Raw genomic sequence first — 14,746 nt, forward strand, 5'->3', positions numbered from 1 at the left:
GATGTTTTTGTGGTCATTAACATTCTATCAAACAGGTCCAAATGGACTTTTTTATTTTTCTAAAGTGTTCAATTTGATTTTACAATCGGCGTTTTTTTTTTTTATTGTAATATGATGGTGTGTTTTTATTAACCATAATGGAGGAAAAGATACAATGGAAAAGAAATTAATAACTGAACTGGCAGTTCTGGGATCTGCCGGCCTGGCTTTAGCTTCTACCACTGGACAAGCTAAAGCTGCAACTAACGATAATCAATCAGATGCAGCAAATGCTGAAGCGAGTCAAAAGACGACTTCATCTTCAGATGCTTTAGCCAAAGCAAAAAGTGACTATAAAAAAGCACAAGCTGATGTTTCTAGTGCAGAAGCCCAAGCTAAGTCTGCTTCTAAGGCAGAATCATCTGCTCAAGCAAGCTACGACCAAGCTGTTGACAATTACAATCAAGCTTCTGCAGACGTTGAACAAACCGTAAGCAGTTCCGATGTGCAAAATGCGCAAAATGATGTTAGTCAAAAGCAACAAGCGGTTGACAACGCCCAAAAATCTGCTGATCAGGCGCAAGCTGACGTACAGAAAAAGCAACAAACCGCAGATCAGGCACAACAAGCCGTTAACACGGCTCAACAAACGGCTGATGCCAGTGCTCAGGCACAAAAGACTGCTCAAAACAAAGTTGACGATCTAAAGAAGCAAACCGCAGAAGACCCTACTGCGATTGCTGATTCGCAACTAATTCACTACTCGTCACCAGCTGACCAACAATATTACCAAGATCAGTTGAAAAACAATGTTGATTTTTTACAACTAAAAGATCCATCTCAAAAAACCGCCCTTCAACAGACCAGTGTAAGGCAAGCTATTTATAACATAGATAACTTCAAGGCCTCTGAAGCAGACGAACACCGAATGCTTCATCTTGATAAGCTTACCAGTGAAGAAAAAACTGAACTTAATAATTTTGTCTTGCGGGCAATCAACAGTGCTAGAAAAGCAGCAGGATCAAAAGAATTGGCGACTAACTCAACAATTCAAGCAATGGCGCAAGACATCGCAGACGGCTATAAAGCGGATAACTGGAAGTATGGGCAAGGTCATGATACAAAAGCCATCTACAAAGTAACCAAAAATTATGGTGTACAAGGTACGCCAGAAATGCAAGGTGTTGAAAACTTAGCTACCTTATTTGTTGCACCTGGTTTTTATATAACAGATCCTACTATAGAATATGAAAACGGCAAAGCTGCAATGGGTGGCACAGGACGCCAATTAACTCCTAACAACCCTTACTACATGTCAATGGCTTCCGCTAAGCGCTTAATTTATTCTGGTATTCTCAGCTTTCTTTTCAATGGCGACGAATGGGCTCATGCTCGTTCTCTTGTGTTTGGATTTAACGGTAACAATGGCTTGGCAGGTGTCAGTGTTGAAACCTACAATACACCTGAAGATTCGCTTTCCCCAGAAAATCTTCGCCTTCACGTCATTTCCTTGGACGACACGTTATTAGACCATGATGCCCATGGCAAGATTGAAAGCTCAATGGCTAATGTTGAAAAAGTTAGTGGTACGCCTGACGTATCAGCAGAAGAACTTGCAAATTACCAAAATGCCAAGGCACAACTGGCTTCCGCAGAAACAGCTTTGGCAACCGCAACTGTTAATGCTTCCAATGCTAATGCACAACTTGAAAAAGCTAAAACTGCCCTATCCTTTGCTAAGCAAGAATTAGCTAGTGCAACTTCAAACTATGATGCTAAGGTCACTGCACTTTCACAAGCAAAGACTGCTTTAGAAAATAGTCAAAAGACGTATGCTCAACTGAAGGACGCCTACGAAAACCCAATTGCTAATAAGGCTAAACGTGAAGAAGCCAAGAAGCAAGCTAAGGCAAAAGTTGATGAAGCTAAGAAAGTGTTAGATAGTGCCAAGAGTGCATTGAGCGCAGCTAAAGCCAATCTTGCTACCGCTAAATCTAAGCTTTCTAAGGCTAAGAAGAACCTTAGTGTGGCACAAAGCGTTTATGACCAATACAACAAGCAAAAAGCAGACAAGAAGAAGTCAACCTCCAAGAAGACTTCAGCAAAGACCAGTTCAAAGAAGAAGTCAACTGCTAAGAAGTCTTCAGTAAAGACCGATTCAGCAAAGAAGACCACAACTGCTAAGGAACCTCGTGCTGAGAAGTTGGTCGTTACGCCGACTGAAAAGCAGGTTGCAGTTAAGCCTGTTGTAAGTCGTGTCGCAAGCAATGCCGGCAAATCAGCTAACTTTGCAATGCCTAAGCGAGTTGTAAATTCTAGTGAAGAATTGCCTCAAACTGGTGCAAAGACTAACCGTGGATTTATCTTTTTAGGCTACTCATTGATTTTAGCTGCTTTATCTGCCTTTGGCTTTGAAGCTGCTAGAAAGCGTAAGCATTAATTTAGATAGTATTTAAAAATATCGTCATGTCGAATTTGTTAATTTTCGATATGGCGGTATTTTTGTTGGGCAATAAGTTATCTGTAGAAAAACCCCAGACTTTACGATCTGGGGTTTCTTTTGTCTCATTATTCTTTTGATATTTTGGGCTAAACCAATCGCATTTTCCTTGTTTCAAAATCTGAAATATCTCGCAAAAGTAAATAAACAGCTTAACATGCACAGTTTTTGGCTAAAAAATCCCCCAATATCAATATTTAGTGCCCATTTATTGACCTCTGACTCGCTGTTCAGTTCTGAAATATATTTCACTATTTGAAATATTGTCCCAAGCTCCGAAATAGCCGTTCCATCAACTATGAAAGCGGATACAAAAGATTTGATTAATGGTATAAATATAACTGTAAGTTAGCTGACTTGAGTTATAGGAATTAATTATTAAGGAGTAAAGAGACATGGCTAATGACAAACGTTATTCGGTTGTAATTGCTGGTGGGGGCAGTACTTTCACGCCAGGTTTTGTTTTGAACTTGATCCAAAACGAAGACAAGTTCCCATTAAGAAAGTTGAAGTTCTACGACAATGACGCAGAACGGCAAAAGAAGATTGGGGATGCTTGTGCCATTATCATCAAGGAACGGGCACCGCACATTGAATTCGAATACACGACTGATCCTAAGGAAGCCTTCACTGATGTTGACTTCGTCATGGGCTCAATCAGAGTTGGTAAGTACAAGATGCGGAGCTTGGATGAAAAGATTCCTTTAAGATACGGCGTCAATGGTCAGGAGACCACCGGACCCGGGGGCATGGCTTATGGTTTGCGTTCAATTCCTGCAATCCTGCAAATTATTGACTGGATGGAAGAATACTCACCAAATGCTTGGATGATTAATTACTCCAACACGATTGCGATTGTTGCTGAAGCTTGTCGGCGCTTCCGTCCAAACTCAAAAGTCATCAACATCTGTGATATGCCAATTGACATCATGACCAGAATGGCTCAAATTTGCGGCTTGAAGGACTTCCATGATATTGACTTCAACTACTATGGCTTGAACCACTTTGGCTGGTGGAAAGAAGTTCGTGACAAGAAGACTGGTAAAGACTTAATGCCTGAACTTAAGAAGTATGTTGCCAAAGACGGCTACTGGGTAGGTGGCGACTTTGACAAGGATACTGAAGCTAGTTGGGAAGAAACCTTTAAGAAGGCTGCTGACTGCTACGCTCTTGAACCAGAAACCTTGCCAAACACTTACATGCAATACTACTACTTCCCTCAATATGAAGTTAAGAATGCTAACCCAGAGCACACTCGGACCGATGAAATTCTTGAATATCGGCAAAAGATCGTCTTTGGTGAATGCAAGCGGATCGTTGAAGAAGGTACGGCAAAGAACAACATGTGGGACCGTAACGCAGTTCACTCAGAATACATTGTTGATATCTGCCACGCCATTGCCTACAACACCCATGAAAAATTCTTAGCCAACATTCCAAACAATGGTGCAATTGCCAACATGGATCCAGATTCAATCGTTGAAGTTCCTTGCTACTTTGGTGCTGATGGGGTTCAACCAATGGCCACCGGTATGGCAGGACGCTTCCAACGCGGCATGATGATGGAACAACAAACTTGTGAAAAACTGGTTGTAGATGCTTATGAACAAAAATCATACGACAAGATGCTGCAAGCCTTTGCTTTGAACAAGACGGTTCCAGATGCTTCAGTTGCCAAGAAGATCTTGGATGACATGATTCCTGTTAACAAGCCATACTGGCCTGACTTGAAATAATCTACTAGAAGCTTTGAACGAGGGATGGGGCACAGAAGGGTGTCTCATTCTTTTATGAGGTGATAAAAATGATGCAAAAGCTTCAGAGATTTGGGGCTGCGATGTTCGTCCCAGTTCTCCTATTCTCATTTGCCGGTATTGTTGTCGCTTTAGGGAGTTTATTCAACAATGCCACTATTTTCGGCTCACTCGCTACTCCAGGTTCAACTTGGTATAACGTGTGGGACACTATTTCTGCCGGTGGTTGGACGGTGTTCAACCAAGAAGCAATTCTGTTCGTGGTTGGTTTGCCAATCGGACTTGCTAACAACTCTAAGGGCCGGGCAGCGATGGAGTCAGTTATTACTTATTTGACTTTTAACTACTTTGTTGGTGCTATTTTAAGCCACTGGGGAGCTGCTTTTGGGATTCCTAACTATGACAAGATTCAAATTGTTGCCAATGCTACCAACCATGGTTTGACTAACATTGCTGGGATCAAGACTTTGGATACCAGTATCGTTGGTGCCTTGGTAGTTGCCGGAATTGTTGTTTGGCTGCACAACCGTTACTTTGACAAGAAATTGCCAGAATGGTTGGGGACTTTCCAAGGTTCAACCTATGTTTATGTTCTTGGCTTCTTTGCCATGATTCCGCTGGCCGTTTTAACTTGCTGGCTATGGCCTAAAGTTCAAGCTGGCATTACTGCCATGCAAGAATTCATGGTAGCTAGTGGCTACATTGGTATTTGGCTGTACAACTTCTTGAACCGGGTCTTGATTCCAACTGGTTTGCACCACTTGGTATACATTCCATTCCAATACGGTCCAGCTGTTGTTGCTGGTGGTTTGCAACCATACTGGTTAAAGCACTTATCAGAATATGCTGCCAGCACCAAGCCATTGAAGCAATTAGCTCCACAACTTGGCTTCCAACTTTACGGTAATGAAAAAGTCTTCTTAGTACCGGCAATTTGTTACTCATTCTACGTAACTGCTAAGAAGAACAAGAAGAAGCAAACGGCTGCTTTGCTGATTCCAGCCGCTTTGACCTCAGCTTTAGCTGGGATTACGGAACCAGTTGACTTTACTTATCTGTTTGCTGCACCGCTGCTGTGGATTATCTACTCCTTGCTGTCAGCAACCATGAACACGATCATGAACGCCTTCGGTTTGGTTGGTAACATGACTGACGGTGCGATTGGGATCGCTGCTCAAAACTGGATTCCATTATGGGCTAACCACTGGAAGGTCTATGTCATGGAATTCATCGTCGGGATTGCCTTCGCTATTCTTACCTTCTTTATATTTAAGATCATGATTGAAAAGAACAACTACATCACTCCTGGTCGAGAAGCTGATGACGAAGATGTTCACCTGCTCAACAAGAAGGAATACAAGGAAAAGAAAGCTGCTCAAGCAGAAGCTGAAAGTGACCCATACATTGGCCGGGCTAGAGCTTACCTGGAACTTTTAGGTGGGGCTGACAACATTGAAGAATTGTCATCATGTGCCACTCGTTTGCGGGTAACGGTTGCAGATCCTAATAAACTGGGCTCAGATGCTCAATTTAGAGCTAACAAGGCTGTCAATGTGGTACACCACGGCAAGGCCATTCAGGTTATTGTTGGTTTGGACGTTGCCCAAGTCTTGGAAAAGATGCAGGGCATCATTAAGGACCAATCAGGCAAGGATATAACCAGTCAAGATGATGATAACCCAGTGATTGAAAAAGCTACTGCTTACGTTGACTTGCTAGGTGGAGCTGGCAATATTCAAGATATCATCGCTTGCTCAACTCGGGTTCGCGTTCATGTTGTTGATACTGCTAAGGTAGCCAGCGACGAAAACTTCAAGAAATTTGATGTTTATGAAGTTCAGCGGCGTGATGACCAAGAAATCGACCTGGTAACCGGCCTGGATGCCGATCAGGTTGTGGAAGAAATGAAAGGGCTTATATAAATTGGTATAGGAACTATGTTATTATTCTATTAGGCAATTTTTGTGTGACAACCAATAGAATAAGGACATGGATATGGCAAATTTGAGATCAATGGTATATCGAAATAGTGACAAGCTCAATTCCTCTGAAAAAGAAGTCTTGCAGTTTGTCATGGCTAATCCCGAAGAGTGCAGCAAGTTAAGTTTGGCCGCACTAGCCAAAAAGCTGTATGTCTCAGAATCGGCGATCTTCCGTTTATGCAAAAAGATTGGCTTGAGTGGCTATAGTGAACTCCGCTTTGGTCTGGAGGATATGGCACAAGCAGCTAAAAATGCCGCTTCGATGAATTCCAATTTTCCTAAAGAACTTAAAAATGCCAGTGAAACTGCTATTAAATATTTTGAGACGCTAGATTTAGATGGCTTATACACCGACCTGGAAGCCGCCCCGATGATTTATCTCTATTCGACTGGCTGGCAGCAAGAATTGATCGCACAATACTTGCACCATGAATTATTTATGATTGGTAAAAATGCTACTATTTTGCCATCGGCTTTAGATGAATTAAAAATTGCCAGCAGCCGAGCTAAGGCCCATGATGTTTTCTTTATTATTAGTTTTTCGGGCGATAACCAGGAAATAAATGATGAAATTGCGCACATGGAATTGACCAACAGTCAGTTTAAATATGTGTCCTTCACCAATTTGCGCCAAAATAAGCTTTCTTATTTAGCTCAATACAACTTATATTTTCCTGCCATTACCTATGCCAGCAGCAATGCTTTGCCCAATGGTTATGCAGCATTTGCGCCAGCCTATATATTAATTGACTTGTTTATCAGCCAATATTTAACCTGGCGACAGAAGAACGGAAAGGATTAGATTATGTTGGCAGCAAGCAAACGTAAATTTTCAGGATTTTTAGATCGCATTGCAGCCGGTGCTAAACTGGATGCTAAAAGATTGCTCAAAACTTACGCTTACGTCCTAATGGCGATCCCTCTGGCTTTCTTTCTGCTGATTGCAGTGCAAAACGCAGCGCTTAAACGCAGCTTCAGTCAGATGCTTACGAAATCGCCAGTTAGCGCAGTGGGAGTGATTATTGCGATTGTCGATTTTATCTTGGGTTACTACTTGCTGCTGTCAATTGATAAGGTGATGAAAAACCGCCTGACTTACCGTTTCTTCATGTGGACGCAATTGATCAGCCAGCTTTTGGTGGGCAACTTATTCTGTGCCTTTTTCGCCGGACTGGGAATCCACCAAGGCAAGCAGTTGGAAGATGATGGCAAAATTCCTAATCGTACAATTGAAGCAGTTGCGATTGTCTGCAGCTTGCTCTTAATTGTCTGCTTCACTCTTATCTTAGTAATCAGTTTATAGAAACCGAGGTTTATACAGATGTTTAACTTTTTCAAGAAAAAGCCGAAAGATGACGGCACCAAAATCGCAGCAGCAGTTGATGGCCAATTAATGCCAATTACTGATGTCAAAGACGACGTCTTCAGTACGAAAATGTTGGGGGACGGCTATGCGATTAAACCAGCCAGTGACGATGTTTATGCACCCGTATCAGGGAAGATTTCAACCTTGTTTCCTACCAAGCACGCCGTTGGCATTACAACTGATCAAGGACTCGAAGTTTTGGTGCATTTGGGACTTGATACGGTTGAATTAAAGGGTGAACCGTTTGAAGCGGCTATTCAAGAAGGGCAAACAGTAAACCAAGGCGATAAAATTATAACCATGAACCGTGCGCTTATCGCGGACAAGGGCTATGACGACAGCGTAATTGTGGTTTATACCAACATGGACTTGTTGAATTCAGTCAGCGCTGTTGCTGCCAAGACGGTGGCGCACGGAGATGAAATCCAGACTATTGAATATAAGTAAATCTTGATCCCCTCTACAGGATTTAAACTTAGAGCAAACCCCAGACTTTACGGTCTGGGGTTTGTTTTGGTTTCTTTAGAAATTCGCTGGTAGAGAGCGATACTTCGATCCTTATTTGTTTTGGTAGAATAATATTTATACAAAAATAAAAAGTGAAATAAAAAGTACGACACAGGAGGAAGTCGGATGGAGGAATTGTATCAGAAATATCGAAAATGGTATTTATTGCTAGTTTTTGCTGCTGCGGCCTTTTTGATCTATAGACAGGTTTATTTGATTTTTGATATGTGGAGGAATAGATCGTTTGTAATAATTTGGGGTTACTGGGGAGCTGCTATCATATTTCTGGTTGTTTGCGGATTGATCACAATGACAGTGATTTTTGTAAGCCTTTTGAGGGCAATAGTCCTTGCTGAGACAGCAAAAATTAGCTATACGGATGATGGCTTTGAAATTGTTGAGGATGAAGATGTTGAGGAAGAAGAGGGGCTCAAAATTAGCAAGGAGCAGATCGGCCTTCTGATAGCTGTTCCTTTATTATTATTTTGTGCGGAATCGTTTTTTCTTTTAAGGCCAACTATATTTGCCGAAAGTTCAAACATCAACAGCAATTTACAAGGTGTGGTACAGGCAATGCATTCAGATGAACAGCTAACTTTTGCCTATTATGCTAGTTCACCGGAAGCCCACTCGCTGATCTCCAGCAGTTTTATTGCCCGCATTCCCAGTATGGAGATGATTAACTTGGATCGCTTGTCCAAAGCGGAAGCGGCCAAAATAACGAAAAAGCAAAAGAAGGCACCAGCGTATTTTATTTATGATCGTAAAATATATCCAGTAGCAAATAAACAAGAGGTTGATGCTGCCTGCGATAAAGCATTGTTAGATGGGTGGCTATTAGAATACTATTGAGTGAACAATTTAGTGGAGATAGGTATTGCTGCCGATTAGGTTAGTTTGCAATATAAAGATAAAATTAAAATATTTAGCTATAAAATGATAAAATAGTTTGCAAAATACTTGAAAAAGGTGGAGGTAACCGACTAGAATATACTTACAAGCCAATAGAAAAGAGGCAAAGAGAATGCCAGAAACAAGACCGAATCCATTCATAAAAATTAAAGCATTTGCTGATAAAGCGGGAATTACCATTTCCAAGCTGGCTGAACTGGCGGATGTGGATGAAAGTTATATCAGATCCAATGACTGTACCTATAAAGAGTGCATTCGCATTGCTGACGTTCTGGGGGTCGATATTAAGGATTTTGACTATACGTATGAGCATTACGTTAGTATCGACCAGCATGAGTTTAAAGAAGAAGAATTCCTCCGTTTTGCCGATCAATATGTGGCAAACGAAGAGGAAGAAGAGAAGCATAAGCAAGTAGAATAAATAAAGTCGCCTGGAAGGGCGACTTTTTTGATATTGATTTGTGATTTAAAGTATTGAGAGAGCATATCTTAACCCCGTATAATAGTACATAACTACTATTCTTTTAGGGAGTAAGAGGATGAAGTAATGAAGAGTAATTTTGAATTCTTAAATGATGCTCAAGACTTGCGTGTTTTATATGGCACAGCAAAAAATGTAGAAGAACTATATACAGAGGGAAATTTCAGCGATGAATTTGAATCTATTCGTAAAATCACTGAATATGTTGCACGTAAAATTTTAGATTTAAATTATGTTGATGTTCCTCCCCAAACAACTCTCGATGCTTGCTTAACCACGATAAAGCAAGAAAAAATGGCAGAGAATAGTGTGCTAAATATTTTTTACGAGTTAAATAAATCCGAAAATCCAACAATGCACACGTATAGTAAAAATGAATCTCTTAAGGGATTAGAAGATCTACATAAACTCTTGGTTTGGTTTGCTAAAAGCTATGACATGATTAAAGATTTGCCTGCAGCTTTTGTAGAGCCGGTAAGAAAAGATTATTCTACTTCAGAACGAAAAATAATATATGTTCAAACTGCAGATAATTCTGATGGAATGTGGCCTGCATATGATGGAGCAGAAAAAATTGGGGATGCATCAATTAATGGATTTGAAATTGATGCTCGGCCAAATAGTCATGATTTACAAGAAGTAGCTCGAAGAAGAATTCAACAGTACATGGGAACGGCCGGTGTGCCATTTAAGGTACAGTGGGCTGAATTAGCTTATCGTCAAAGTGATAATACTTGGTTTAGGGATTACGATGTCCATGAAGTTCTGCGGAGATCTGGCATAAATAAGAAGGAATTAGGCCAAGGCCAGGAATGGTACGAGACTGATGTTGAAACTGCTAAAAAAGCTATCGCTGCAGTAAAAAATGGTCAAAGTGCAATTGATACTCCGATAAACACTCAAAATGTTCCAAAAAAGATTGTACTCAGACCGGAGCAACAAGAAGCAGTCAGAAAGACTCAAAAAGCCTTTAAACATGGTAACAAGATGTTATGGAATGCTAAAATGCGCTTTGGTAAGACCATGTCATCTTTAAATTTAGTTAAAGAAGAACATTATCGTCACGTTTTGATTATGACTCATAGACCGGTGGTTGATGAGGGATGGTTTGACGATTTTAAAAAAATTGGTATGCCAGAAGCAGGGTATTTATATGGCTCAAAAAAGGCTGGCGAAGATTTTAACTATTTATTACACAGTAATAGGCCATTTGTTTACTTCGCTAGTTTACAAGATTTACGTGGATCTGAACTTATTGGTGGTAAGGCTGGGGATAAGAATCGCGACTTGTTTAATACTCACTGGGATTTAGTTATTATTGATGAAGCTCATGAAGGGACGCAGACTGAGTTAGCTGAAGCGGTGACGAAGCAGGTTGTTAGCTCAGATACTAAGTTGCTTGAACTATCTGGCACGCCATTCAACATTCTTGATCAGTATGATGAGAATACCACTTATACTTGGGACTATGTCATGGAACAACGTGCTAAGCAGAATTGGTATACAGAAAAACCTGAGCAACCCAATCCCTATGAAGGTCTCCCTCGTTTATCCATGTATACTTTTGAAATGAGCAAACAATTTAAAGATGCAATATTTATGGGTGAGGGGAGTCGTTCATTCAACTTCAAAGAATTTTTCCGCACAAATGATACTGGAAAATTTGTATACGAAGACAAGGTTAAGCAGTTCTTACGTAATATTACAACTCCTAATTCAGAAAGTAATTATCCATTTTCTACGAAAGAATTTCGGAACCAGTTGAGGCATACATTATGGATTTTGCCAGGTGTAAAAGAAGCCAACGCTTTAGAAGACCTGATGAAGTCAGATCCAATTTTTGGTATGGATTATGACATTATCAATGTCGTACGTGATGGTGATAACAATGGGGTAGCATCAGAAAGCGATGTTGATCGAGTAAAGGAGGCAATTGGTGACAATCCTTCTGAGACTAGGACAATTACGTTGACAGTTAGAAAGCTGACTACTGGTGTGACGATTAAACCGTGGACTGGCGTTGTATTTTTATCAAATACCAATAGTCCTACCCAATATTTACAAGCTGCCTTTCGCGCACAGACACCTTATTCCGATAAAAATGGTCAGAAGACCAATTGTTATGTCTTTGACTTTGCACCTGATCGAGCTTTAACAGTAATGGCTGCGTCAAACAGACTTAACACTGGTGTAGGCAAGAAAAATAGTCATGATCAGAAAGTAGCGATGAGCAATTTATTGAACTTCCTGCCTATTATTGGTGAGGAAGGTCAGTCGATGAAACCTTATTCGGTTGACAGCTTAATGGCCAAGATAAAACGAGTTTATGCTGAAAAGGCAGTTCGTAATGGCTTTGATGATGATTCTTTATATAATGACGAATTGCTTATGTCGGACAACGTTGACTTGAAAGATTTTAATGACTTGAAGCAAATTGTTGGGACAACAAAAGCTGAGAAAAAGCCGATGGGGATTGATGTTAATAACCAAGGCTTGACCGATGAAGAATATGACGAAGCTAATAAAGGCGAAAAAAAGCCAAAGAAGGAAAGATCTTCAGAAGAGCAGGCTGCAATTGATAAAATGAAAAAGCTCAAGAAGCAACGTAGGACAATGATTTCGATTTTGAGGTCAATTTCCATCAGAATTCCACTTATGATTTACGGCATGGATGTTGATTTTGATGAAGATATCAGCATATCGAAATTTGTTCAGCGAGTTGATGATACTTCTTGGGAAGAATTTATGCCTGAAGGTGTAACTAAGTCCTTATTTAGAAAATTTTCTAAGTACTATGACGCTGACGTCTTTATCGAAGCAGGGAAGATAATTAGGCAGCAAGTTAAGGAACTAGATCAGGAAGATCCTCTAGAAAGAACTAGAAATTTGGCCAAAATTTTTGCTACCTTTAGAAATCCAGACAAGGAAACTGTTTTAACACCTTGGCGAGTAGTAAATATGCAGTTGGGGATGACTATTGGCGGATATAATTTTTATGATAAAAATTATAAGTATACAACCGCAGATGGCGTGCCAGCTGAACATTGGATAAAGACCGACTACACTGATTCTGCATTTTCGCAAAATAGTCGCATCCTTGAAATCAATGCCAAAACAGGTCTATATCCGCTCTATGCAGCCATAACCCTTTATGCACCGGCTTACAATAAAATGAAACAAGAAGAGGCAAGAAAGATTAGCCTTGAAGATAAGTGGATGTTGTGGCAAAAAATTCTAAGAGAGAATGTTTTTGTTGTAGCTAAAACACCTATGGCTAAGAAAATAGCGCAAAGGACGTTGGTTGGCTATCGCGACATTTACACTAATATTGAGTATGTGGAAAATATTGTGGCAGATGCTAAAGAGGATGTTGACGATGAAGCTACTAAAATAAAGAGGTTATTTGGAAATATGAAATTTGATGTTGTGATAGGTAATCCGCCGTATCAAGACCAGTCTCATGGCGATCAGGATAACTATAAACCGCCAATATATAATGAATTTATGGATCTATCCTATCAACTGTCTGATTTAGTAACTTTGATTACGCCAGCACGCTTTCTATTTAGGGCAGGTCGAACACCTAAACAGTGGAATGAAAAAATGTTAAATGACACTCATTTCAAAGTGGTAATGTACGAACAAAGAAGTGAAAAGATCTTTCCAAACACAAGCATCAAGGGTGGGGTAGTGATCTCGCTAAGGGATGCGAATAAAGATTTTGGAGCCATAGGCACTTTTACGTCATACCCTGAATTGGATAGCATAGCGAAGAAGGCAGCTCCTAAGAAAAAGGAAAATCGATTATCTGAAATTATTTTTGTACAAAATAAGTTTGATCTAAAAGCTTTGTATAGTGATCACCCTGAATATAAAAAAATTATAGGGAGTGAGGGAAAAGATAAAAGATTCAGAAATAACATTTTTGATAAGATCGATTTATTTACCAAAAAACAGATTAATCAAGATGATATTAAGATAATTGGACTGGTAGATAACAAGAGAGTATGGAGATATATTCCTCGAAAATACGTGGATATGGACCATGAAAATATTTATAGCTACAAAGTCCTTGTACCACGTTCAAATGGATCTGGAGCTCTTGGAGAGGTTCTCAGTACACCCCTAATCGGGGAACCCCTAATCGGGTACACCCAAACCTTTATTTCTATCGGCTCTTTTGAAGTCAGAGAAGAGGCTGAAGCTGCATTCAAGTATGTAAAAAGTAAATTTGCAAGAGCAATGTTGGGAATAAAAAAGATAACTCAAGATAATAATAGAGAAGCATGGACAGAGGTTCCTATCCAAGACTTCACTCCTGATTCTGATATTGACTGGACTAAGTCAATTCCAGAGATTGATCAACAGCTATATCATAAATACAACCTTTCCCAAGATGAAATTGACTTTATTGAATCGAAAGTGCAGGCTATGGATTAATGTCAGAAAAAATCATTAAATCTGCAGATAGAGTTAAGGATATTGGCGAGGTTTTTACACCGAAGCGTATCGTTAATATGATGCTTGATCAGCCAGAGATAACAGCTAAAATTAATGACTTAGAGGCTACTTTCCTTGAACCTTCAGCCGGAGAGGGGGCATTCTTAGTTGAATTATTAAAAAGAAAGCTAGCTGTGGCTGAACAAGAAGGAAATAGCATTCAGGATCGACAGGATAAATTTTTACTAGCTCTCTCTACTCTTTATGGTATTGAGTTGATGGAAGACAACCTAAACATGTTGATCACCAATATGCGTAATACTTTTCAAGACTTATATAATCATGCCTTTAGTCCAGAGGAGCAAGATAATAAAGTAGTTAAAAGTGCTAATACAATTATCGCAGCTAACATGTTGCAAGGGGATGCTCTGAAAAGAGTAAATAAGCAAGGTATGCCTTTAATATTTAGTGAATGGAAGCCTTTACCAAAGGGAAAAGTAATGCGTACAGAATTTACTTTTGATTCGATTCTGGAGAACGGTCCCTCCACTGGAACTGTTAGTTCACAATACGAACAATTAGACTTATTTAGCGATTCCGAGGATGAGTCAAAAAAAATGCAGTTTCAGCCATGTAAATGGCATGATATTTATAAGGAAAAACTCAAATAACAATATTAGCATGTGAAAATATCGTCTAAGTTTATTGCTTAGACGGTATTTTTTTGTATGGTCGTCTAGTGTTATTAATAAAACTATTGCTGTATCAGTGTTTATTTAAAAGAAGCATGGTTTTTAGGGAGCTCATGGAGAAAATTGTTAGTTT

10 protein-coding genes are annotated in these 14,746 nt (G+C 39.8%); all 10 read left to right on the forward strand.

All coding sequences use genetic code 11. The features are described 5' to 3' along the window. The first annotated feature begins 154 nt into the window (after positions 1 to 154). The 10 genes from KI210_RS06550 to KI210_RS06595 all read left to right on the forward strand — a co-directional run bounded on the left by KI210_RS06550 (position 155) and on the right by KI210_RS06595 (position 14,592). The gene (locus KI210_RS06550) at positions 155 to 2,419 is read left to right on the forward strand and encodes an LPXTG cell wall anchor domain-containing protein (RefSeq protein ID WP_212781091.1); all 2,265 of its coding nucleotides are present in this window, start codon (positions 155 to 157) and stop codon (positions 2,417 to 2,419) included. A 455-nt stretch (positions 2,420 to 2,874) separates the two neighbouring features. Next, complete coding sequence (locus KI210_RS06555; protein ID WP_212781092.1) at positions 2,875 to 4,215, forward strand: family 4 glycosyl hydrolase; 1,341 nt, start codon at positions 2,875 to 2,877, stop codon at positions 4,213 to 4,215. 68 nt (positions 4,216 to 4,283) lie between these two features. Further along, a complete protein-coding gene (locus KI210_RS06560; RefSeq protein ID WP_212781093.1) occupies positions 4,284 to 6,155 on the forward strand; it encodes a PTS sugar transporter subunit IIBC in 1,872 nt (623 codons plus the stop codon). 73 nt (positions 6,156 to 6,228) lie between these two features. Beyond that, positions 6,229 to 7,017, forward strand: a complete 789-nt coding sequence (locus KI210_RS06565; RefSeq protein ID WP_212781094.1) for a MurR/RpiR family transcriptional regulator — start codon at positions 6,229 to 6,231, stop codon at positions 7,015 to 7,017. A gap of 3 nt (positions 7,018 to 7,020) precedes the next feature. Beyond that, complete coding sequence (locus KI210_RS06570) at positions 7,021 to 7,518, forward strand: hypothetical protein (RefSeq protein WP_212781095.1); 498 nt, start codon at positions 7,021 to 7,023, stop codon at positions 7,516 to 7,518. An 18-nt stretch (positions 7,519 to 7,536) separates the two neighbouring features. After that, a complete protein-coding gene (locus KI210_RS06575) occupies positions 7,537 to 8,028 on the forward strand; it encodes a PTS sugar transporter subunit IIA (RefSeq protein WP_212781096.1) in 492 nt (163 codons plus the stop codon). Between the two features lie 186 nt (positions 8,029 to 8,214). Then, a complete protein-coding gene (locus tag KI210_RS06580; protein WP_212781097.1) occupies positions 8,215 to 8,940 on the forward strand; it encodes a hypothetical protein in 726 nt (241 codons plus the stop codon). 172 nt (positions 8,941 to 9,112) lie between these two features. Then, positions 9,113 to 9,421 carry a helix-turn-helix domain-containing protein gene (locus KI210_RS06585; RefSeq protein WP_212781098.1) on the forward strand — a complete coding sequence of 103 codons (309 nt, stop codon included), beginning with the start codon at positions 9,113 to 9,115 and terminating at the stop codon, positions 9,419 to 9,421. A 126-nt stretch (positions 9,422 to 9,547) separates the two neighbouring features. Beyond that, a complete protein-coding gene (locus tag KI210_RS06590) occupies positions 9,548 to 13,921 on the forward strand; it encodes an Eco57I restriction-modification methylase domain-containing protein (RefSeq protein WP_212781099.1) in 4,374 nt (1,457 codons plus the stop codon). Continuing rightward, the gene (locus KI210_RS06595; protein WP_212781100.1) at positions 13,921 to 14,592 is read left to right on the forward strand and encodes a DNA methyltransferase family protein; all 672 of its coding nucleotides are present in this window, start codon (positions 13,921 to 13,923) and stop codon (positions 14,590 to 14,592) included. The genes KI210_RS06590 and KI210_RS06595 overlap by 1 nt, the downstream gene beginning before the upstream one ends. Positions 14,593 to 14,746 lie beyond the last annotated feature (154 nt).

Origin of the sequence: Lactobacillus corticis (assembly GCF_018327645.1) — a bacterium.
Classification (GTDB): Bacteria; Bacillota; Bacilli; order Lactobacillales; family Lactobacillaceae; genus Lactobacillus; species Lactobacillus corticis.